The following is a 21,244-nucleotide window of genomic DNA, read 5'->3' as shown; positions in this document are numbered from 1 at the left end:
TGAACTCGCGAGGTGTGGAAGGAGTTGCCGTGGTTTCCGAGCGAAGTCTTGCGGTGCTCCACGCCATCGTGAGCGATTATGTCTCGTCGAACGAGCCTGTTGGGTCGAAGGCAATCGTTGATCGACACAGCTTTGGTGTGTCGGCCGCGACCATCCGCAACGACATGGCGCTGCTTGAAGAAGATGAGCTGATCGCGCAGCCCCACACCTCGTCGGGCCGTGTGCCAACAGACAAGGGCTATCGCCTGTATGTTGACACCCTCGCGAAGATTCGCCCACTCACCTCGGCCCAGCGCGCCGCGATCGAGCGTTTTCTGGGGGAGTCGGCCGACCTAGACGACGTGATGTCGCGCACCGTTCGTCTGCTTTCCCAGCTCACAAACCAGGTCGCGGTAGCTCAGTACCCCTCTCTTCGGCGCACGATGGTGCGACACATCGACCTGGTCGCCGTCGCTGAGGATCGTATTCTGTGCGTTCTCATTCTTGGCAGTGGGGTTGTCGAGCAGCAGCTCGCGCAGCTCCCCGCGGCGAGAGTGACGGAGGCGTGGACCCGCGGGCTTCGCGACCGGATCGCCGGCGCAACGGTTGGCCACGACGTTGACACAGCCGCCGCGGGAATCACGGAGCTACTGAGCAGCATCGACAGCTGGGCGCAACCCGGCGAGACCGAGCTTGTCAGCCAGGTTCTGGCGGTCGTGAGCACGCAGCTGCAGGCGAACCGCAGCGACCGCATTGCGATCGCTGGGGCCGCAAACCTTTCGCGCTCGGGTGAACTCGAGGGATCACTCGGATCCGTGCTCGAGGCGATCGAAGAGCAGGTCACACTCCTGCGGCTCTTTGACGAGCTCGTGCAAGACGGCCGCGATGTGTCCGCCTCAATCGGTCGCGAGAACGAGCCGTATGGCCTGGCTGCGACCTCGGTGATTGCCTCCAGCTACGAGGCTGAGGGCACCTCGGTTTCCCGTCTGGGTGTGCTCGGCCCGCTCCGCATGGACTACGCCAGCAACATCGCAACCGTGCGCGCTGTCGCAAGGTATCTCAATCATTTACTCGGTGAGGATCAGTAGATCCCCTGTCCGATACACACTTTCTCAACCTGATCATCCACCCTGTGAGGAGCTAACCCGTGGCCGACCACTACGAGACCCTCGGCGTGACCCGTGAGGCGACACCCGAAGAGATCAAGAAGGCCTATCGCCGTTTAGCGCGTGAGCTGCACCCCGATGTCAACCCGAGCGAAGAGGCCTCGGAGCGCTTTAAAGGTGTGACCCATGCCTACGACGTGCTGAGCGATCCCGAACAGCGGCAGCGCTACGACATGGGTGGCGGCCAGTCCGACATGGGCGGCTTTGGTGACATCTTTGAAACCTTCTTCGGCGGCGGTGGGTTCGGTGGCGGCCAGCGCGGCCCTCGCTCGCGCGCCGAGCGCGGTGACGACGCCATGATCCGTGTCGACGTCAGCCTTGAAGAGGTCATCTTCGGCGTACAGCGTGAGGTCACGATCAACACGGCCGTGCTGTGTGGCGCGTGCCAGGGAAGCTGCTGCCAGCCCGGCACCCAGCCCGTCACCTGTGACGTCTGTAATGGCCAGGGACAGGTGCAGCGCCAGGTTCGTTCGCTGTTCGGCAACGTTGTGACGATGCACCCCTGCGGAAGCTGCCACGGCTACGGAACAGTCATCGAGCACCCCTGCGTCGAGTGTGCCGGTAAGGGTCGTGTGCGTGAGCGCCGCACCCTTCCCGTAGACATCCCGTCGGGCATCGACACGGGCACACGCATGCAAATGCGCGGTGGCGGCGAAGTGGGCCCCGGTGGTGGGCCCAACGGTGATCTCTTCATCGAGTTCAGGGTCACGCACCACGACATCTTCAGCCGTGATGGCAACGACCTGCTGTGCACGATGCAGCTGTCGATGACCGATGCCATTCTGGGTGTCGAGTCGACGGTTCCCGGCCTCGACGGCGATATCAAGGTTGAGGTTGAAGCGGGCATTCAGTCCGGCGACATCATCACCATTCGCGCACGCGGCATCCAGGGCCTCCGTTCAACCAACCGCGGTGATCTGAAGATCGCCGTGCAGGTAGCGACACCCGAGAAGCTTTCAAACCGAGAGAAAGATCTCGTTCGTCAGCTCGCCGCTCTTCGCAAAGACGAGGCTCCGCACCTGGGTGAATTCCAGCAGAGCTTCTTCGGCAAGATTCGCGACCGCTTCTTCCGCCAGGGCTAGTCTGTCGTGGCCAATCTGTACTTTGCCGAGGGACCCAGCTCTGAGGGTTGGGTTCCTGGTGCGCTCGTCACTATTACGGGTGACGAAGCACGGCACGCGGTGCGCGTGAGTCGTCTGCGCGTCGGGGAACAGATTCTGGTTGGCGACGGTGCCGGTGTGATCGGTGTAGGACCGGTGGCGAGTGTCACCAAAGACTCGTTTGCCGTGCAGCTCGACAGTGTTCGGCGCGATCCCGAGCCCGCGGCTCGTGTAGTGCTCGTGCAGGCCCTAGCCAAGGGCGATCGTGATGAGCGGGCCGTGGAACAGGCGACCGAGTTTGGGGTCGACGACATCGTGCCGTGGCAGGCGGAGCGCTCGGTTTCGCGCTGGAACGATCCCGATAAGGCCGCCAAGGGGGTCGCGAAGTGGGCGAGGATCGCGCGCGAGGCTTCAAAACAATCGCTGCGGGCGAGGATCCCGGTTGTTCAGGAGCCCGTCTCGCTCGACGGGCTGTGCGCGATTGCCGGGCGCGAGTCCTCTCGTGTTGTTGTGCTGCACCCGCGCGGGTCCAGTGCGCTGAGCGCGTGGAACCATGACACGGACGGCGACATTTATCTTGTGGTCGGCCCCGAGGGTGGCCTCTCTGATGCTGAACTAGATGCGCTCGAGGCTGCTGGCGCCGAGATTAAGGTGCTGGGCGACACGGTTCTGCGCACGTCCTCTGCAGGCCCGGCTGCTCTCGCGGTGCTCAACGTGGCTCTTGGCCGCTGGTAGCGAATCCCTGCCATGTTGTCTGACGGCAGCGCTAGACTTGCCTGCATGGCAGAAGAGACGGTATTCGGCAAGATTGTGTCGGGCGAAATCCCAGTTGAGATCCTCGCGGAGACCGACCGTGTGATCGCGTTCCCCGACATTAACCCGCAGGCGCCGGTGCACGTGCTGGTGATCCCGAAGGCGACTCAGTATCGCAATGTTGCTGAACTCGCTGCGGGCGATCCAGAGACACTCGCCGATATGGTGGCTGTCGCACAGCGTCTCGCAGATGAACTCGCAGATGGCGAGTTCCGTCTTATCTTTAATTCTGGCGCGGGCGTCGGCCAGACGGTTTTCCACGTGCACGCGCACGTGCTTGCCGGTGATCTCAAGGAGAATGCACTCGTTGGAAGCTGAACCAACACCCACCCCGCAGTCGGGAGTCGTCGACGATCCTGAGCTGCAACGCACCGTGCTTCTTGCCGGTGTTGATCTCGCTTCCCTGCTGGGGCATCGGGACCAGCTCATCGCTGACCTTGAATCGCAGCACCCCGGTGTGGTGTTCCACGTTCGCGACGAAGTTCTTACACTGCGCGGGCCCGCTCTCGAGGTCCGTGCCGCTGAAGAGGTTGTGCGCGAGATCCTTGAGCTGGCCAGACGCAGCGGCACGGTCTCACGACGTGACGTGAGCGAAGTTACTCGGATGGTGCACGAAGGTAACGGTCCGACAGCCGCCCAGGTGCTGAGCGAACCAATCCTTACTGTTCGCGGTCGTGCGGTTCGCCCGCAGACCGCCGGGCAGCGGGCGTACATTAACGCCATCGAGGCGAACACGATTGTGTTCGGCATCGGCCCGGCTGGCACGGGTAAGACCTACCTGGCGATGGCCAAAGCGGTGCAGGCCCTGCAGCGGCGCGAAGTGTCAAAGATTATTCTGACGCGCCCGGCTGTCGAGGCGGGGGAGCGACTCGGATACCTGCCCGGAACACTCGAAGAGAAGATCGATCCCTACCTCCGTCCGCTCTTTGATGCGGTGGGTGCCATGATGGATCCTGACCTGGTGCCGAAGCTGCTCGCGAGTGGCACGATCGAGGTCGCACCGCTTGCCTACATGCGAGGCCGCACGCTGAACGAGGCGTTTGTGATTCTCGACGAGGCTCAAAACACGACTCCCGAACAGATGAAGATGTTTCTGACCCGGCTCGGATACGGCTCAAAAATGGTCGTGACCGGAGACGCCACTCAGGTTGACCTGCCCGCGGCTGTCAGCGGACTGCGGGTGGTGCGTCAGATTCTCAAAGACGTCGAAGACATCCACTTTGCAGAGCTGAGCTCAGACGACATTGTTCGGCACAGCCTGGTCGGACGGATCGTCGACGCATACCAAACCTACGATGAAGCAAAAGAAGCGAGAACCCAGTGAGCGTCGAGATTAACAACGAGTCGGGCATTGAGGTAGAAGAGGCCCGACTGCAGCGCCTCGCCGCTTTTGTGCTCGAGTCACTGCACGTGCACCCCGACACCGAACTGGGCGTGATGCTGGTCGACGAGGCCGCAATCGAGCAGCTGCACGTGCAGTGGATGAATGAACCGGGCCCAACTGACGTGCTGAGCTTTCCCATGGACGAGCTGCGACCCGGTCGCGCCGATGCGCAGACTCCCGCTGGTCTGCTCGGCGATGTTGTGATTTGCCCTCAGGTCGCTGAGGCGCAGGCCGAGGCAGCCGGGCACGATCTGCCGCAGGAGGTCTCAGTCTTGCTCACCCACGGCATGCTGCACCTCCTGGGCTTCGATCACGCGACACCAGAAGAAGAGGCGGAGATGTTCGGGCTGCAGCGCGATCTGCTGCTCTCCTTCGCCATGCGCGAGCGAAAACAGTGAGTGGAATACTGATCGCGCTGTTCCTGGGAGCAGCGTTCATTTTGCTCGCGATCGCCGGCCTTTTGGCAGCGGCTGATGCGGCCTTGGGGGTGCGTTCGCGCGCTGAGCTCTTGGCCCTCGCCGAAGACTCTCCTCGCCGGGGCAATGCGATTCGAGCGATCGCCGATGATGAGGCCGCACACCTGAATGCGCTCAGCTTTGCCAGGGTGTTCACTGAGACACTCGCCGCCGTGCTCATCACGCTCGTTTTGGCATACTCCCTCGACGAACTCTGGCTTGAACTGGTCATCGCGACACTCGTCATGACCGCCGTCACATTTGCACTCGTCGGATCGAGCCCGCGCACGGTTGGAACACACCACCCCGACGCGGTGATCCGCTTCGCTGCGCCGACCATGCGTGCGCTGCGTTTGATCCTCGGCCCCGTTGCGACCTCGCTGATTCGCATCAGCAACCGAGTGACGCCGGGCCGAAGCACCGGTGGTGCGAGGATTCGTGATGAGCAGCAGCTGCTCTCGATGGTTGATCAGGCCGCAGAGCAGTCACTGCTCGAAAACGATGACCGCGATTACATTCACTCGCTGGTCGAGTTTGGTGACACGCTCGTGCGCGAGGTGATGGTGCCCCGCATTGACATGGTGACCGTCAGCAGCGAGTTGAGCGTGCGCGAGACGCTCGAACAGATGCTTGCTTCGCGGCACTCAAGAATTCCCGTTGTTGGCGGCGAGATCGATGATGTTGCCGGTGTCGCCTATCTTCGCGACGCGAGCAAGTTCATGCTGCGCCGTGCCGACGAGGTTGATAGCTCGAGGGTGACCCGCATCATGAAGCCCGCGATCTTTGTGCCCGAGGTGCAGCGCGCCGACAAACTGCTGCGCCGCATGCAGAGTGAGTCGAATCACCTCGCGCTTGTTGTTGACGAATACGGTGGTATCTCCGGTCTCGTCACCCTCGAAGACCTGATTGAAGAGTTGCTCGGCGAGATCAACGATGAGCACGATCGCGAGGAGCTTGAGGTGACACCCGAGGCAGATGGTGCCTTCTTGGTGAGCGCGAGACTCGGCGTTGAAGAGCTAGGCGAGCTCTTCGGGATTGAGCTTGACGATGACGAGGTCGACACCGTGGGCGGGCTTGTCGCAAAGCATCTCGGGCGGCTGCCCGAACCGGGCGATACGGTTGTGGTCGCTGGAGTCGAGTTGACCGCTGTTGAGACCGAACGGCGACGGCAGCGCCTGCTCACAGCTCGAGCCCGCTGGATTGGTAACGAAGACACTGACGGAGTTGAGAGCGAAGATGGCGCTCAGCTTTTAGGCAAGAAAGAGGACGAATCATGACAGATCACACAGAAACCGGCAGCGGTGAGTTCCGCGCGGGATTTGTCTCATTCGTCGGGCGCCCGAACGTCGGAAAATCGACGCTCACAAACGCTCTGGTCGGCGAAAAGATCGCCATTACGAGCCCCAAGCCACAGACGACGAGGCGTGCGATCCGTGGGATTGCGCACCGGCCCGACGGTCAGCTGATTATCGTTGATACGCCCGGGATCCACCGCCCGCGCACCCTCCTCGGCGAAAGACTGAACGCGCTCGTAGAAGCGACACTCGGTGATGTCGACGTGATCGGGTTCTGTGTTCCGGCGAACGAAAAGCTTGGGCCCGGAGACAAATTCATTAACGAACGCCTTGAAGACTTTCCCCGCGCAAAGAAGGTCGCGATCCTCACGAAGGTTGATGAGGCCTCGAAATCTGAGATCATCGACCAGCTCACGCGACTCGGCACGCTTCGCGAGTGGGATGCGGTGGTTCCGATCTCGGCCGTAACGCAGGAGCAGCTTGATGTGCTCTCCGATGTGCTTCTTGGACTCATGCCGATCTCGCCGCCGCTCTACGATGCAGAGCAAACAACCGACGAGAGCGAAGACGACCGGATCGCCGAGCTGATCCGCGAAGCAGCCCTTGAAGGTGCACGCGAAGAGTTGCCACACTCGCTCGCTGCGACCGTTGACGATCGCGAAGTTCGTGATGACGGTTTGCTTGAGTTGTACGCGTCCATTTACGTGGAGCGCGACAGCCAGAAGGGCATCGTGATCGGCAAGGGCGGATCGCGGCTGCGTGATGTGGGGGAGAAAGCCCGTCACGAAATCGAGGCTCTACTTGGTCGCCGTGTGTATCTCTCGCTTCGTGTGAAGGTGCTCAAGGAATGGCAGCGCGATTCGAAGGCACTCGGCAAGCTGGGCTTCTAGTCCGGTTTCAATCCGCGTCAAGCCCTGTTCAGCCAGTTTCTGACGTGGCTAGAATCTGGTCATGGACTACATCACTGATCAGGCGCAACTGACAACGCTGTTTCAAACCTACGGTGTCTTTGCGATTGCCGTTTACGTCGTCATTGCGATTGCGCTGTGGCGAGTGTTCACCAAAGCCGGGTACCCGGGGATTCTGGCGATCATTCCGATCGTGAACACCTTCATTTTGGTGAAGGTGGCAGGGTACTCCGCCTGGATGACCCTGCTCTACCTCATCCCGATCGTCAACTTCATATTTTCGATCTTTGTGGCCGTGCGGGTGGCGCAGCGGTTTGGCAAGGGCGGCGCGTTTGCGTTCTTCCTGCTGTGGCTGCTGCCCGTCATCGGCTACTTGATTATTGGCTTCGGAAGCGCGCAGTACCGGCCACGCTACTAGCGACCGCCCGAGAAGCCGCCACCTCCGCCGCCACCGGAGAATCCACCGCCGGTGGAGCCGCCGGAGCTGCTTGAGGTGTAGCTCGCCGATGAGGTGAGTGAACTGGTGAAGTCGGAGAGTGTGCTGTTGAAGCTTGAGATTCCGTGCAGGCCAACGGCGGGGTACCAATAGGGCACGTAACCCGGGCTCTCCTGGTACCTCGTTTCGAGGGTCTTACTCCACTCTCTTTCGAGGCCAAAGAGCATTGCGTAGGGCAGCAGCTTCTCATAGAGGTGCACAACGTTGATGGTTCCGTCTGGGAATCGCTCTGCGCCCTCGTATGACTGCAGCACTCGGATTCTGTCAGCCTCAGCGACCCGGATGAACTCGCGAACTCCCTCAAGGTACTCGCGAGTTTCCGCACCCAGGGGAGTGTGCACTCGCTGCCGGATAACGCCGACAAGCCCGAGCACCAGTCCCACCGAAGCGGCGGCGATTGCAATGAAGGGTGTCACGGAGTTGCGAGTCATGATTCCGATTACCGCAAATACCACGAGAATCGCGGTGACACCGAGGGTTACAAAGCCGAGCTTTCGGCCCACCGGGCTTGCAACGTTTTCAAAGTAGCCTCGTTTGAGTGCTTGGCTGGAGCCGAGGCTCTTCAGAACCGACATGCGTCGTGCGAAGATCTCGCTCTTCTGCGGGATCTCAACGACTTCTCCGACGGTCTGGCTCGGGAAGAGATCGCGTGTGGTCTCTGCGTCGAGTTCGTCACCGATTCGCGTGAGGTCCATGAGCCGGATGGCAGGCTTCGATTTCTTCTTTGACTCGGCCTCCTCGATGCGGGTCACGCCGCTCACCGCGAGGTGCACAAACTCGGCGGGCACGGGAGAAGCCATTGCGCCGACAATCGGGCCGGCGATGAGTGGCGGCAGCGTCGCGGGAACGTCGTACTGGGCAACCACCACCCCGCGGCTGACCCTGCGCTTCCTGCGGAATAGCAGGACAGCGATACCGGTTGCGATTCCCGATGCCGCAGTGATGCCGCCGATATACAGGGGGAGCGTGTCGAGTGCGAAGTTGGGGAGACGCGCGCCGGGCTGTGTGACAGCGCCGGGTGCGAGCCCAATGGCGACAGTCACGCCCTCTTGCGGGGCGAGTGGAATCCCGGGAACCGTGAACTCGGTTCCCGAATCATTGCGATTCATGTTGCACTCGTTGTTGGATCCTGCGGCACCCGCATAGCAGCGATAGTTTCCGTTCAGCTTCGAAGCGAGCTCGGGTGACAAAGAGATGTTTGCGCTGAATTGCTTGATCGGTTGTTCGTGTTCGAAGTCCACGAGATCCCAGTAGAACTCGTCGGCGGAGCCATCATCTCGCGCCAAGATGGTATCGCTCAGGGTGTAACTGATGACGTACGTTTGCACTCCGCGAACGTAGTCGTCGTTGCCGGTGAGTACCGCGATGAAGGTGTCGTCTTTCTCAAGTTCGAACGGGATCGGCTTCCCTTCGAGGTCGGTAACGCTGAAATCGCGGGGATCCGTTGAGGTGCCCTCATAATCGATTGGTAGGCCGCGTACGAGACCGCGGTTCTGGTCGAAATCGGGGAAGCGTGCGGTCAGCGTCTCTTTGACGTGGGTGATCGATCGACCGTCTTTGTCAGTATCGAGCTGATAGTCGACGTGCCAACTGTCGTAGCTGAAGTCGGAGGTGTCGGCCTGCGCCGCAGGTGCGACGGCAAGAACCGGTGCGAGTGCGGTGAGGAGAACGGCGATCCCGGCCAGTATCTGAACTGTTTTGCCCATGGTTGCAACCCTATCGGGGCGTCGAAAGGACACCTGCTCTATGCAGTTGAGCGAATCAATAGGCGGTAGTGTGGAAACATGAAGCTCGAACCCGGAACCCCCATTGGAATCGAAGAGCTTGAGGGTCTCGAGGCACAAGAGGTCGCGGGCACGTCGTCCAAGGAAGTTCTGATCGGGAGCTCGTTGGGGGTTGCGACTCTCGCCATATTTGTAGGGCTTGGAGTGTTGCTGGTGGTTTTTGGCATCCCGTCTTTATACATGCTGTTCATTTACGCCTGCATGTCTGGAATCATCGGCTGATCCTTCCGGGTGATCGAGGGTGCGCCGACCCAGTGGTATAGTGATTTCATGCTGTTCGGCTCGCTTCTCCTTAGCTGCCGCGACGAGTCCTAATTTCAAGGCCTCCCTCGTCGCGGTGTTTGTGTTTGGCTGAGCAAGAGTTTTAGACGAGGAAGACGAGCCCATGAAGAACACGCAACAGCCCTCAGGTATGCCGATTCACCGCTACCGCCCGTTCCACGAGATCATCAACGTGGAGCTGCCGGATCGCACCTGGCCGACCAAACGTATCGAGAAGGCGCCCCGCTGGTGCGCCGTTGACCTGCGTGACGGAAACCAAGCCCTTATCGATCCGATGAGTCCCGAGCGCAAGCGGATCATGTTCGATCTGCTTGTCAAGATGGGCTACAAAGAGATCGAGGTTGGTTTCCCGTCCGCAAGCCAGACGGACTTCGACTTCGTGCGGCACCTGATTGAAGACAACGCGATTCCTGACGACGTCACGATCCAGGTGTTGACCCAGGCGCGCGACCACCTGATCAAGCGCACCTACGAATCGCTGATCGGAGCGAAGCAGGCGATCGTTCACCTGTACAACTCCACGAGTATCCTGCAGCGCGACGTCGTGTTCCGGCAGGATCGTGCTGGCATCAAGCAGATCGCCATCGACGGTGCGAAGCTCTGCGTCGCGAGCGAGTCCATCTGTGCTGACACCGATATTTACTATGAGTACTCACCTGAGTCCTACACGGGCACCGAGTTGGAGTACGCGGCCGAGGTCTGCAACGACGTGCTCGAGATCTTCAAGCCGACTCCGGATCGCAAGGTCATCATCAACCTGCCTGCGACCGTCGAAATGGCAACTCCCAACGTCTACGCCGACTCGATCGAGTGGATGTGCCGCAACCTGAATCACCGCGAGAACGTGATTGTCTCACTGCACCCGCACAATGATCGCGGCACCGCCGTGGCCGCCGCCGAACTGGGCTACCTGGCCGGCGCGGATCGCATTGAAGGCTGCCTCTTCGGCAACGGTGAGCGCACCGGCAACGTCGACCTGATCGCACTGGGCATCAATATGTTTACGCAGGGGATCGATCCTCAGATCGATTTCTCACGCCTCGACGAGGTGCGCCGCACGGCCGAGTACTGCAATCAGTTGCGAGTTCCCGAGCGCAGCCCCTGGGCAGGCGACCTCGTCTACACGGCCTTCTCTGGCTCGCACCAAGACGCGATTAAGAAGGGCTTCGAGCGCATGGCGCAAGACGCCGAGGCCGCGGGTGTGGCCGTCGACGACCTCGAGTGGGCAGTGCCCTACTTGCCGGTCGACCCGAAGGATCTCGGTCGCTCGTACGAGGCCGTCATTCGGGTGAACTCGCAGTCTGGCAAGGGTGGCGTCGCCTACCTGCTGAAGACCGATCACAATCTCGATTTGCCGCGTCGCCTGCAGATCGAGTTCAGCTCTGTTGTGCAGGGTGTCACTGACACTGAGGGTGGCGAGGTCTCAAGTGATGAGATCTGGAGCATCTTCCAAGACGAGTACCTGCCGGCTCAGGATCCCGAGGCAGACCGCTGGGGACGCTATGAGATCTTCCGCACTTCGTCGGTGAGCGCTGGCGACGGCGTGACCGAACTCACGGTTGACTTCCGCATCGGTGCTGACGAGCAGCAGTCAACCTCCCGTGGCAATGGCCCCGTTGATGCGTTCTTGAACGCCTTGAATGACGGCGGACACACGGTCACACTGTTCGATTACGTCGAGCACGCGATGAGTTCCGGTGGTGACGCGGTTGCGGCATCGTACGTTGATCTAGAGGTTGACGGCCAGCGGTTGTGGGGGGTCGGGATCGACCCAGACACCAGTCGCGCAACGCTCAAGGCCATCATCAGTTCTGTGAACCGCGCAGTGCGAAATGTTTCGTCTGAGGCAGAACTGGCAAACGCCTAGCCTTCTCGCTATGGCGACGGCGCCACACCGATTATTCGTAGATATCTTCGAATGATCGGTGTGGCGAGTCTGCCAATGTCGGTGGCGCAACCTAGGCTAAGCGTGTGATTGCTTCGATACATGGTGAGGTGCTCTCGGCGGGAGCCGGCTGGGCAGTAATTGGTGTGGGCGGGATTGGCCTGCGCGTCGAGGTTCCGAGCGGCAGGGTGGCCCAGGCCCACGTCGGCGAGACGCTGTTTTTGCACACCTGGCTCGTTGTTCGAGAAGACGCACTGACGCTGTTCGGGTTCTCCACGGAAGATGAGCTCACCGTGTTTGGTCACCTGATTGCTGTCTCGGGCGTCGGTCCTCGCAGCGCCCTTGGTGTGTTGTCTAGCCTGACCCCCGCTGAGATCGTGCGTGCTGTGGCCAACGAAGACGCGAAACCATTTCAGAAGGTTTCGGGTATCGGCCCAAAAACCGCGAAGCTTCTGACGGTTTCGCTCGCGGGCAAACTGAAAGAGTTGAGCTTTGCTGATGCGGGGGGAGCCCCGACCGCGGTTGCTGATCCTGATCTGGTTGCGTCCGAGGCCGTGCGTGACGGCCTTGTCGGGCTCGGCTGGGGTGAATCTGAGGCGTGGCAGGCCGTTCAAGATGCGCGTGCTGCGGGTGCGCCCGCTGAGAGCGCAGCGCTGCTGCGCGCCTCCCTTGCACTGCTGCAGAGCGCCCGGCCAAGTGGTCGGAGTGGCCGATGACGGGGGAGTTGTCGCCGCAGGCGTCACCCTCCGAGGTCGGTTACGAGGGCGCGCTGCGCCCCGGCACGCTTGATGAGTTCATTGGGCAGTTCAAGGTTCGCAGCCAAATGAATCTGCTTCTCAGTGCTGCAACCATGCGGGGAGTTGCCCCCGATCACATCCTGCTTGCTGGCCCGCCCGGGCTCGGCAAAACGACGCTCTCGATGATCGTGGCAACCGAGCTTGATAAGCCGCTGCATCAGACCTCTGGTCCCGCGATCCAGCACGCGGGCGATCTCGCCGCTGTGCTCTCCGCACTGACCCCAGGCGAAGTTCTGTTTGTGGACGAGATCCACCGAATGGCCCGCAGCGCCGAAGAAATGCTCTACCTCGCGATGGAAGACTTCAAGGTCGACATTATGGTTGGCAAAGGCGCTGGCGCGACTTCCGTGCCCCTTGAGCTAGCCCCGTTTACCCTTGTGGGTGCAACCACACGTGCTGGCCTGCTTCCCAATCCATTGCGTGATCGCTTCGGGTTTACGGCTCACCTTGAGTTCTACTCTGAGGATGAGCTCGCCAGTGTTGTCAGGCGCGCAGCGCGGCTTCTCAACTTCGATATCTCCGAGCAGGGGATTGAAGAGATCGCCGGCCGCTCCCGCGGCACGCCACGTATTGCAAACCGCTTGCTGCGTCGAGTTCGTGATTACAGCCTGGTTCACGAGACCCCGGCAGACACCGCGAGTGTTGAGGCGGCGCTCACGCTCTACGATGTGGACAAGCACGGGCTGGATCGACTCGACCGCGAGGTGCTGCGCGCTGTGGTTGAGCGGTTTAACGGGGGACCGGTTGGGCTTTCAACACTTGCCGTTTCGGTTGGCGAAGAGGCCGAGACGATTGAGTCTGTGGTCGAACCTTTCCTCGTGCGTGCAGGTCTTCTGACGCGTACTCCAAGGGGGCGTGTGGCAACCCAGCTGGGTTGGGAACACGTCGGCCTGCACAAGTGAGACACAGAAACCTCGCAAGACTCGCAGTCCCAGCACCCTATTTTCAGTCACAACGCGGTAAGGTGGCAGAGTCTATGCGCGCAATGTGCATGATCCCGCTCGCCCATTGAAAGGTCTACTGTGCCTCTGGATCCGATTACTATCCTGATGTTCGGCCTCATCGCCGTGCTGATTTTCTTCATGTTCCGCAACGGAAAGAAGCGTCAGAAAGCGATGCAGGAGCTGCAGTCAGGCCTGCGCCCCGGCGCTGAGGTTATGCTTCAGTCCGGCATCTACGGCACGGTTGTCGAGATGAACGAAGAAGAAAACCGCGCAACAATTCAGAGCGGCTCATCGACGCTTGTGGTTCACCGCAACGCAATCTCGCAGATCGTTACAGCGGTTGATGCTCCGGCAGATGCTGCTGTGAGCCCCGATCTGGCTCCCGACGATGATCCCGCGTTTGGCGAGCGCATCGCTTCCGAAAACTCCGACGGTGTCACCGACGTTTCAAACACTGACGTGTCAAACGCCGACGCTTCGAACGCCGAGGTCAAAGATTCCGACGGCGAAAGTGATCAGACGCCTAAGGCGTAATCACTTGCGGTGAGCTGGTGCCAACGGGCCCGGCTCACCTTCAACGATATAGAGAAAGCAGTACTGTTTTGGCGTCCACACCTGCGGTGCGGAGGGCTCGTCGCTCCCTCATCTTCCTTCTGGTCATAGTTGTTGGCCTTGTCGGTCTTATTACAATCGGGGTTTCCCGAGGCGAGGCAACTTGGACCCCCAAGCTCGCACTTGATCTGCAGGGCGGAACTCAGATTTTGCTCGCTGCGGAGCAGACCGATGGTAAGGCTGTAAGCGGCGAGCAGCTGCAACAGGCCGTCTCCATCATTCGCCAGCGTGTTGACGCCGCTGGTGTGTCAGAGTCTGAAATCACTACCCAGGGTTCGCGCAACATCTCCGTTGCGATCCCGGGCAAGGCGGACAAAGAAACGCTGCAGCGCATCGAGGCTTCTGCGAAGCTCGACTTCCGGCCGGTGCTCGCTGTCGACGTTGGCACCACGGGTGCAGACCCTGATAACGCTGAGGCAGACACCGCAAAGGCAGACACTGCTGACGGAAGTTCGGCCGACACAAAGACGACAGACTCGAAAGAGGCTGACACCAAGTCGACGGACGCTCAAAAGACCGACACCAAGACCACGGATTCTAAAGACGCGGCCAAGACAGAGAATGTTGATCCCAACCCGCTTCCCAAAGAAGCAGGGGACCAGGCCTGGCTTACCCCCGGTCTTCAGCAGGAATTCGCTGACTTTACCTGTAAGTCGGACAGTGCTTTGGATACCCGTGATGCTCCCGCAGATCGGCCGCTGATCACCTGTGACGACACGGGTGTTATGAAGTACATTCTCGGCCCGGTTGAGCTCAACGGTGACGTCATCACAAACGCTGTCTCGCAGAAGGCGACCGACAGCCGTGGCAACACAACCGGTGGCTGGAACGTACAGATCACCATGAACGACAAGGGTGCCAAGCAGTTTGGCAAGATCAGCACCCGTCTCTACGGCGCGCAGCCGCCCTTCAACCAGTTCGCGTTTGTGCTCGATGGTTCGGTACTTTCCGCACCGACGATGCAGGGCCAGATCCTCGACGGTCGCCCGTCAATCTCCGGTGACTTCACCCAGGAATCGTCGAAGGCACTTGCGGATCAGCTGAAGTTTGGCGCACTGCCCATGGACTTCACCGTGCAGAGCCAGGAAGACATCTCCTCTACGCTCGGCGCGAACCAGCTGCAAGCTGGTTTGCTTGCAGGCCTCATCGGTCTGCTGCTGGTTGTCATCTACTCGTTCTTCCAGTACCGCGCGCTCGGCACTCTGACGATCGCCTCGCTGGCGGTTGCGGCGATCCTTACCTACCTGCTGCTCACGTTCTTCTCGTGGCGACAGGGGTACCGACTGTCGTTGGCGGGTATCGCGGGTATTATCGTCGCCGTCGGCTTCACGGCGGACTCCTTTATCGTGTACTTCGAGAGGGTGCGTGACGCCCTGCGTGACGGGTTCCCGATCGAGGGCGCGGTTGAAAATGGTTGGAAGCGTGCGTTCAGAACCGTTCTTGCATCTGACGGCGTGAACCTGCTTGCGGCCGTCATTCTTTACATCGTCGCCGTTGGCAACGTGAAGGGCTTTGCCTTTACCCTCGGTCTCACGACCCTGGTCGACGTCGCCGTTGTCGCGCTGTTCACGCACCCGATGATGGCTTTGCTCGCGCGCACTCGCTTCTACCGCAACGGCCATAAGTTCTCGGGTCTGGATCCGCGAAGCCTCGGCGCCGTTTACCGTGGACGCGCTCAGTTCCGCGAGCCAGTGGTCACGAGCAAGGGCGCGGGCAAGAAGAACGCTCGCAGCCAGCACGAGGCAGAGCGTCGCCAGACCATTGCAGAACGTAAGGCCGCTGAGGCCTCCGGAACTGTGGCCTCCAGCGCCACCGGAAAGGAGAGCTAACATGGCTCGCCGCTCATTCTCAGAGTTCGGAAACGCGCTCTACACCGGTGAAAAGTCGATCAACTTTATCGGTCGGCGCAAGACCTGGTACCTCATCTCACTGATCCTGATTCTGGTGTGCCTGTTCGGTGCGCTTCTGCGTGGTTCTCCAAACCTCGGCATCGAGTTCACGGGCGGTAGCCAGTTCCAGGTGCACCTCACAGAGGGGCAGGATCGTGACTCGGGCGCCGCTGAAAAAGTTGTGACCGACGTGGTGCCCTCGAGCAATCCGCGCGTCACCGAACTCGGCGCTTCTGACATTCGAGTTCAGACGGGGTCACTCAAAGACGACGAGAACCAGGAAGTCATCGCTGCCCTCGCTAAGGCTTACAACGTCGATGAGAGTGAAGTGACCTTCTCCTACATCGGCCCTGCCTGGGGACAAGATATTACTCGACAAGCCATCGTGGCTCTGATCGTGTTTATCGTCTTTGCGGCAGTGGTGATGGCACTCTACTTCCGCACCTGGAAGATGTCGCTTGCGGCCATGATTGCCCTCTTCCACGACCTCGTAATCACGGCGGGTATCTACCTCATAACCGGGTTCGAGATTACGCCCGCCGCGATGATCGGCTTCTTGACGATTCTCGGATACTCGCTCTACGACACCGTTGTGGTGTTTGACAAGATTCGTGAGAACACGTCAGCCGGCGAAGTGAGCGATCATCGTACCTTTGCTGAGTCGGTGAACCTTGGTGTGAACCAGACCCTGGTCCGCTCGATCAACACCTCGATCGTTGCGCTGCTGCCGGTCGCGTCGATTCTCTTCATTGGCGCGTTTGTGCTCGGTGCTGGAACACTGCGCGATATTTCGCTCGCTCTGTTCATCGGTATCTTTGCGGGTGCTTACTCGACCATCTTTGTCGCAGCGCCCATCTACTCGCAGTTGCGCGAGGGGGAGCCCGCGATCAAGGAGCACGACGCCAAGGTGTTGAAGCTGCGTGCACGCGAGGCGGAGAAGTCCGACGACGAAGAAACTGTGGAGGCAGAAGCGACCAAGTAGTCGCGCAGCCCTCTCTAGAATGAGATGGTGCTTAAGAATGGCGGGTTCCAGACGAATCCAACGTTCTTAGGCACCATCTTTTTCTGTGTTGGCGCCGACGGTGCGGCCCGTTTAGTAGGAATAGCGCCGTGTGGTGTAACGTTCAGTTTGTCAAAGGAGGTTGAACGTGGCGGTTAACGAAACGGCTCAAAGCGGTACAACCTCGCTCAGGCGTCTTGTACCGCGAATCTTTTCGCGCGGTAGCGCTCCAGGAGCGGTCGATCAGCTCATCCGCACTGTGCGAGGCAATTACCCACGCGCAGATCTTTCGATCATCGAGCGCGCGTACACGGTGGCGGAGCGAGCACACCGCGGCCAGAAACGCCGCAGCGGTGAGCCGTACATCACTCACCCGATTGCGGTCGCTCAGATCCTCGCTGACCTTGGCATCGCGCCAGTGGCTATTGCAGCGGCGCTTCTTCATGACACTGTCGAAGACACCGACTACTCGCTCGAGCAGCTCACGGCTGAATTTGGCGAAGAGGTCGCCATGCTTGTGGATGGCGTAACCAAACTCGACAAGGTGAAGTACGGCGACTCCGCTCAGGCGGAAACGGTGCGCAAGATGGTTGTTGCGATGTCGCGTGACATTCGGGTGCTTGTCATCAAGCTTGCGGATCGCCTTCACAACGCACGTACCTGGGGGTTCGTCTCGGGCGAGTCTGCCAAGCGTAAGGCTCAAGAGACGCTCGAAATCTACGCGCCGCTCGCGCACCGGCTCGGTATTCAGTCGATGAAGTCCGAGCTCGAAGACCTCTCGTTTGCAGTGCTCAAGCCAAAGCTTTACGCGGAGATTGAAAACCTCGTTTCGCAGCGCAACCCGCAGCGGGATGAGGTTGTCGGAGCGGTGATCCAGTCGATCGAGTCCGATCTGCGCGACGCAAAGATCCGTGGCGAGGTGACAGGACGCCCGAAAGAGCTGTACTCGATCTATCAAAAGATGATCGTGCGCGGCCGCGACTTCGATGACATCTACGACCTCGTAGGTATCCGTGTGCTGGTGAACTCGATCCGTGACTGTTACGCCGTTCTGGGGGCCGTACACGCGCGCTGGACGCCGATTCCGGGTCGCTTCAAGGACTACATCGCGACCCCGAAGTTCAATCTCTACCAGTCGCTGCACACGACCGTGATCGGCCCCGATGGGCGCGCGGTCGAGATTCAGATTCGAACTGTTGAGATGCACCAGCGGGCCGAATACGGTGTTGCGGCTCACTGGAAGTACAAGCAGCGGCAGCAGGGCCAGCAGGCGCCGAGTTCGAACGACATGGCCTGGCTCGCGCACATCTCTGACTGGCAAGCGGAAACTGAAGATCCAAGCGAGTTCCTGGACGCGTTGCGCTTCGAGATCGGCGCAAAAGAGGTCTACGTCTTCACGCCAAAGGGGCGCGTAGTGGGCCTCCCCGCTGGTGGAACTACGGTGGACTTCGCCTATGCGGTCCACACCGAGGTAGGCCACCGTACGATGGGCGCCAGGGTGAACGGGCGGCTTGTGCCGCTTGAGACGGCGCTTCAGAACGGCGACGTTGTTGAGGTCTTCACCTCAAAAGACCCGAACGCTGGTCCCAATAAGGCCTGGCTCAATTTCGTAAAGAGCAAGCGCGCGCAGAACAAGATTCGCCAGTGGTTCACTAAGGAGCGTCGCGACGAGGCGGCGGAGACCGGCAAGGTCGAGATCACCAAGGCGCTTCGCAAACAGGGCATGCCTCTTCACCAGGTCATGAACTCTGCCGCGCTGCAGCAGGTTGCGCTGCAGCTGCGTTACGCAGATGTCACGGCCCTCTACGCTGCCGTCGGCGAGGGGCACGTGTCGGCCCAGTCGGTCATCGAAAAGGTGTCGGCGCTTGTATTTGACGATCAGGTATCGACTGAGCCTGCTCTCGCGACGATGCCAATCATCGATTCACCGCGCGCTCCCAAAGCCGGCTCCACGAGTGGAGTGGTGGTCAAGGGTGCCTCAGACGTGCTCGCAAAGCTCGCAAAGTGCTGCACGCCGGTTCCCGGCGACGATATTCGCGGGTTCGTCACGAAGGGGCAGGGTGTCTCAGTTCACAGGACCGACTGCCACAACTTTGCTCAGCTGGAGAAGCAGGCCGATCGTCTGGTTGATGTTGAGTGGGCGCCCACCGAGAAGACCGTGTTTCTCGTACACATTCAGGTGGAGGCCCTCGACCGTTCAGGGCTGCTCTCGGACGTGACCCGCACGCTCTCGGAGCACCACGTGAACATTCTCTCGGCATCGGTGAATACCTCCTCTTCCCGGCTCGCAATTAGCCGATTCATCTTTGAGATGGCGAACGCAACCCACCTCGAACACGTGCTGAACGCTGTGCGACGCATTGACGGCGTCTACGACGTGTACCGCATTACGAACTAACAGCCGTCGCGCTCACCCCCTCTGATGCGAGTGAGCGCGACGTTGCGGTATGCCTGCGGTCCCTCAACGAGTCTTGCCGTCACCGCGTCCGCTCCTCCCGCAATGAGTGGCAGCAGCAGGCGATAGGCGGCTCTGCTCCGCGCGTCGAAGCCCTCGGGGTCCCGCAGCAGGTCTAACGCGGTGCGCAGAGGCGAGGTCACCGCGAAACTGTCGCAGTAGACCACGTCGCTGTCTGCAAGACGCAACTGCTGCAGCGTCATGATTGACGTGGAAACCATCTCTGCGCGGCGCCCGCCAAGCGTCGCAAACCGAAGTGGTTTGCCCGGGTGTCGAGTGGCTCCCCAAATCCAGGCGGCGCTCATGCGCACTGCGACTCGATGTTCCGTGTACCAGGGCGCAAGGGCCGTGGCGCGTATGCGGCTGGTCTCCGGCCATCCTACGGGGCGAGATCCGGGTCCGCAGTGCACCAGGGTGCCTCGCAAGATTTCAGCAGATCTGACCGCGACGGGCCAGGTGTAGATTGCGGGGATCTTTGGGAGCGTTAGCGTGGATCGTTCTGGCATAAAACCAGATTGCACGAGTTCAAGCGGCCACGGTCGAGGTTTTACAAATCTGTGGATAAGTCAATGAGAAAGGCCGTCTACCGTCGCTGTGAGCGAAGGTAGACGGCCTTAATGACGTCTCGAGTGACTAGTCGCCCAGTGCCGCGAGCCAGGACTGCTGCGTCTGCAGCTTCGCCTCGGCATCGGATTGCGCCTTCTTATCGCCCTTAGTCTTGGCCGCCTCGATTTCTGCGGTCAGATCTGCAATCGAGGTCTCGAGCTGCCCGCGCAGGCCCTCGCTGCGAGCTTTGGTCTCGGGGTTCGTCTTTTGCCAGTGCTCTTCTTCAAGGCCCTTAACGTGATCCTCAACCTTGCGCAGCCGACCCTCGATATCACGCAAAGCCTCACGTGGCACACGACCGACCTCGTCCCAGCGGATCTGAATATCAGTGAGCTGCTTTCGGGCCGCAACCTGATCCGAGATCTTCAGAATCGGCTCTGCTTCTTCAAGCAGTGCCTGCTTTGCGGTCAGGTTCGCTGCGTACTCTTCGTTGCTCTGCGCGACCTCTGCGGCCTTTGCCTCGTAGAGCACGTCGCCAGCAGCCTTAAACCGAGCCCAGAGCTGGTCATCGAGCTTGCGGCTCGCGCGACCGGCTGCCTTCCACTCGTCAAGCAGTGAGCGGTACGCGGGGATCGCATCGGTGCCCTTGGAAGCCAGAGCTTCGGCGGCAGCAATGATCTTTTCCTTGCGCTGCTTCACGTCTTTGTTGTTGGCATCCATCTGAGCGAAGTGGGTGCGGCGAGCCGTGTCAAACGACTGCCTGGCAGAACGGAACCGCTTCCACAGTGCGTCAGCCTGAGATTTCGGGACCTGGGGGCCGCTGCGCTGAATGGTCTGCCACTCGGTGAAGAGCTTCTCCAGAGCCATGCTGGTGTCTTTCCAGCGAATGGAGGTCTCCGGCTGGGCAGCCAACCTTTCTGCCTCTACAACAATTGCCTCGCGCTGGGCGAGAGCTTCCTGCCGGGCAGCCTCTCGCTCGGCCTGCTGCTTCTCAGAGAGCTCAGCAGCCTTGCCACCAAGCTTCTCGACGCGCGCGCGTAGCGATGCGAGATCGCCCACAGCGGCTGGCTCAACGAGTGACTCCTGAAGTTTCGCGACGGTTTCGGCAACGGAACCCTCGGCGGTGCCGCGCGCAATGCGGGCCTCAAGAAGTGTGACCTGGCCCTCAAGATCCGCGTACTTGCGAGCGAAGTAGGCGAGTGCCTCCTCGGCAGTTCCGTCAGGGAAGGAGCCTACGGCTCGTTCAGAGTCGCCCTCGCGAACGTAGACCGTGCGGTCTTCGTCAACTCGGCCCCAGGGCGTTTCTTTGCTCGTTTCGCTCACAGTGCTACTCACCTGTCGGTAGTGGGGTTGACTCATAGCCAACCAGATTGGACTCTCCCACTATGCCACAGCTCGGCACGGATAGCATGGTGGGGTGACCACCTCAGCTGTTCCCGGGCATACCGCACCTC

20 protein-coding genes are annotated in these 21,244 nt (G+C 60.5%); 17 read left to right on the top strand and 3 right to left on the bottom strand.

Annotated features, from left to right (window positions below):
* The first annotated feature begins 29 nt into the window (after positions 1-29).
* From hrcA to G7068_RS01890, 9 genes are all read left to right on the top strand, one after another.
* Positions 30-1,067: a heat-inducible transcriptional repressor HrcA gene (gene hrcA, locus G7068_RS01930; protein ID WP_166288103.1), complete on the top strand. Its 1,038-nt coding sequence runs from the start codon at positions 30-32 to the stop codon at positions 1,065-1,067.
* A gap of 59 nt (positions 1,068-1,126) precedes the next feature.
* Positions 1,127-2,227: a molecular chaperone DnaJ gene (gene dnaJ, locus G7068_RS01925; RefSeq protein ID WP_166288100.1), complete on the top strand. Its 1,101-nt coding sequence runs from the start codon at positions 1,127-1,129 to the stop codon at positions 2,225-2,227.
* 6 nt (positions 2,228-2,233) lie between these two features.
* Positions 2,234-2,980 carry a 16S rRNA (uracil(1498)-N(3))-methyltransferase gene (locus tag G7068_RS01920; RefSeq protein ID WP_166288097.1) on the top strand — a complete coding sequence of 249 codons (747 nt, stop codon included), beginning with the start codon at positions 2,234-2,236 and terminating at the stop codon, positions 2,978-2,980.
* Positions 2,981-3,025: 45 nt separating this feature from the next.
* Positions 3,026-3,376, top strand: a complete 351-nt coding sequence (locus G7068_RS01915) for a histidine triad nucleotide-binding protein (protein ID WP_166288094.1) — start codon at positions 3,026-3,028, stop codon at positions 3,374-3,376.
* The gene (locus G7068_RS01910) at positions 3,357-4,382 is read left to right on the top strand and encodes a PhoH family protein (RefSeq protein ID WP_166288091.1); all 1,026 of its coding nucleotides are present in this window, start codon (positions 3,357-3,359) and stop codon (positions 4,380-4,382) included. The genes G7068_RS01915 and G7068_RS01910 overlap by 20 nt, the downstream gene beginning before the upstream one ends.
* The gene (gene ybeY, locus G7068_RS01905) at positions 4,379-4,840 is read left to right on the top strand and encodes an rRNA maturation RNase YbeY (RefSeq protein WP_166288088.1); all 462 of its coding nucleotides are present in this window, start codon (positions 4,379-4,381) and stop codon (positions 4,838-4,840) included. The genes G7068_RS01910 and ybeY overlap by 4 nt, the downstream gene beginning before the upstream one ends.
* Positions 4,837-6,174 carry a hemolysin family protein gene (locus tag G7068_RS01900; protein WP_244304608.1) on the top strand — a complete coding sequence of 446 codons (1,338 nt, stop codon included), beginning with the start codon at positions 4,837-4,839 and terminating at the stop codon, positions 6,172-6,174. Before ybeY ends, G7068_RS01900 begins: the two co-directional genes overlap by 4 nt.
* Positions 6,171-7,082 carry a GTPase Era gene (era, locus tag G7068_RS01895; protein WP_166288085.1) on the top strand — a complete coding sequence of 304 codons (912 nt, stop codon included), beginning with the start codon at positions 6,171-6,173 and terminating at the stop codon, positions 7,080-7,082. Before G7068_RS01900 ends, era begins: the two co-directional genes overlap by 4 nt.
* A gap of 61 nt (positions 7,083-7,143) precedes the next feature.
* Entirely contained in the window at positions 7,144-7,518 is a 375-nt protein-coding gene (locus tag G7068_RS01890; protein ID WP_166288082.1) for a DUF5684 domain-containing protein, read from the top strand.
* Here the strand turns inward: G7068_RS01890 and G7068_RS01885 are convergent.
* Positions 7,515-9,302: a DUF2207 domain-containing protein gene (locus G7068_RS01885; RefSeq protein WP_166288079.1), complete on the bottom strand. Its 1,788-nt coding sequence runs from the start codon at positions 9,300-9,302 to the stop codon at positions 7,515-7,517. The genes G7068_RS01890 and G7068_RS01885 overlap by 4 nt on opposite strands.
* A gap of 78 nt (positions 9,303-9,380) precedes the next feature.
* Between G7068_RS01885 and G7068_RS01880 the strand changes: the two genes are divergently transcribed.
* From G7068_RS01880 to G7068_RS01845, 8 genes are all read left to right on the top strand, one after another.
* Complete coding sequence (locus G7068_RS01880) at positions 9,381-9,602, top strand: hypothetical protein (protein ID WP_166288059.1); 222 nt, start codon at positions 9,381-9,383, stop codon at positions 9,600-9,602.
* Positions 9,603-9,765: 163 nt separating this feature from the next.
* Positions 9,766-11,529: a 2-isopropylmalate synthase gene (gene leuA / locus G7068_RS01875; protein ID WP_166288056.1), complete on the top strand. Its 1,764-nt coding sequence runs from the start codon at positions 9,766-9,768 to the stop codon at positions 11,527-11,529.
* Between the two features lie 104 nt (positions 11,530-11,633).
* Complete coding sequence (ruvA, locus tag G7068_RS01870; RefSeq protein WP_166288053.1) at positions 11,634-12,263, top strand: Holliday junction branch migration protein RuvA; 630 nt, start codon at positions 11,634-11,636, stop codon at positions 12,261-12,263.
* Positions 12,260-13,246: a Holliday junction branch migration DNA helicase RuvB gene (gene ruvB, locus G7068_RS01865; protein WP_166288050.1), complete on the top strand. Its 987-nt coding sequence runs from the start codon at positions 12,260-12,262 to the stop codon at positions 13,244-13,246. The genes ruvA and ruvB overlap by 4 nt, the downstream gene beginning before the upstream one ends.
* Positions 13,247-13,393: 147 nt before the next feature.
* Complete coding sequence (gene yajC / locus G7068_RS01860; RefSeq protein ID WP_244304606.1) at positions 13,394-13,822, top strand: preprotein translocase subunit YajC; 429 nt, start codon at positions 13,394-13,396, stop codon at positions 13,820-13,822.
* A 68-nt stretch (positions 13,823-13,890) separates the two neighbouring features.
* Complete coding sequence (secD, locus tag G7068_RS01855; protein WP_166288044.1) at positions 13,891-15,729, top strand: protein translocase subunit SecD; 1,839 nt, start codon at positions 13,891-13,893, stop codon at positions 15,727-15,729.
* Between the two features lies 1 nt (position 15,730).
* On the top strand, positions 15,731-16,771 hold the full coding sequence (gene secF, locus G7068_RS01850) for a protein translocase subunit SecF (RefSeq protein WP_166288041.1): 1,041 nt from the start codon (positions 15,731-15,733) through the stop codon (positions 16,769-16,771).
* A gap of 166 nt (positions 16,772-16,937) precedes the next feature.
* Positions 16,938-19,187 carry a RelA/SpoT family protein gene (locus G7068_RS01845; protein WP_280116208.1) on the top strand — a complete coding sequence of 750 codons (2,250 nt, stop codon included), beginning with the start codon at positions 16,938-16,940 and terminating at the stop codon, positions 19,185-19,187.
* Here G7068_RS01845 and G7068_RS01840 read toward each other — a convergent pair.
* Both G7068_RS01840 and G7068_RS01835 read right to left on the bottom strand, forming a co-directional pair.
* Positions 19,184-19,750 (bottom strand): hypothetical protein, encoded by a 567-nt coding sequence (locus G7068_RS01840; protein ID WP_166288035.1) that lies wholly within the window; start codon positions 19,748-19,750, stop codon positions 19,184-19,186. The genes G7068_RS01845 and G7068_RS01840 overlap by 4 nt on opposite strands.
* 127 nt (positions 19,751-19,877) lie before the next feature.
* Positions 19,878-21,149, bottom strand: coding sequence for a DUF349 domain-containing protein (locus G7068_RS01835; protein WP_166288032.1), 1,272 nt, complete (start codon positions 21,147-21,149; stop codon positions 19,878-19,880).
* Between the last annotated feature and the right edge of the window lie 95 nt (positions 21,150-21,244).

It is taken from the genome of Leucobacter viscericola (genome assembly GCF_011299575.1).
In the GTDB taxonomy this organism is placed as follows: domain Bacteria; phylum Actinomycetota; class Actinomycetes; order Actinomycetales; family Microbacteriaceae; genus Leucobacter; species Leucobacter viscericola.
Note: the sequence above shows the minus strand (reverse complement) of the source record. Positions and strands in the feature narration are given on the sequence as shown.

Excerpts from the sequence above, each read along its gene's own strand:
- secF (WP_166288041.1), top strand. The coding sequence starts at position 15,731 with ATGGCTCGCCGCTCATTCTCAGAGTTCGGAAACGCGCTCTACACCGGT.
- G7068_RS01835 (WP_166288032.1), bottom strand. The coding sequence starts at position 21,149 with ATGAGTCAACCCCACTACCGACAGGTGAGTAGCACTGTGAGCGAAACG.
- leuA (WP_166288056.1), top strand. The coding sequence starts at position 9,766 with ATGAAGAACACGCAACAGCCCTCAGGTATGCCGATTCACCGCTACCGC.
- G7068_RS01890 (WP_166288082.1), top strand. The coding sequence starts at position 7,144 with ATGGACTACATCACTGATCAGGCGCAACTGACAACGCTGTTTCAAACC.
- G7068_RS01840 (WP_166288035.1), bottom strand. The coding sequence starts at position 19,750 with ATGCCAGAACGATCCACGCTAACGCTCCCAAAGATCCCCGCAATCTAC.
- yajC (WP_244304606.1), top strand. The coding sequence starts at position 13,394 with ATGTTCGGCCTCATCGCCGTGCTGATTTTCTTCATGTTCCGCAACGGA.
- G7068_RS01910 (WP_166288091.1), top strand. The coding sequence starts at position 3,357 with ATGCACTCGTTGGAAGCTGAACCAACACCCACCCCGCAGTCGGGAGTC.
- G7068_RS01915 (WP_166288094.1), top strand. The coding sequence starts at position 3,026 with ATGGCAGAAGAGACGGTATTCGGCAAGATTGTGTCGGGCGAAATCCCA.
- G7068_RS01885 (WP_166288079.1), bottom strand. The coding sequence starts at position 9,302 with ATGGGCAAAACAGTTCAGATACTGGCCGGGATCGCCGTTCTCCTCACC.
- G7068_RS01880 (WP_166288059.1), top strand. The coding sequence starts at position 9,381 with ATGAAGCTCGAACCCGGAACCCCCATTGGAATCGAAGAGCTTGAGGGT.
- ruvB (WP_166288050.1), top strand. The coding sequence starts at position 12,260 with ATGACGGGGGAGTTGTCGCCGCAGGCGTCACCCTCCGAGGTCGGTTAC.
- era (WP_166288085.1), top strand. The coding sequence starts at position 6,171 with ATGACAGATCACACAGAAACCGGCAGCGGTGAGTTCCGCGCGGGATTT.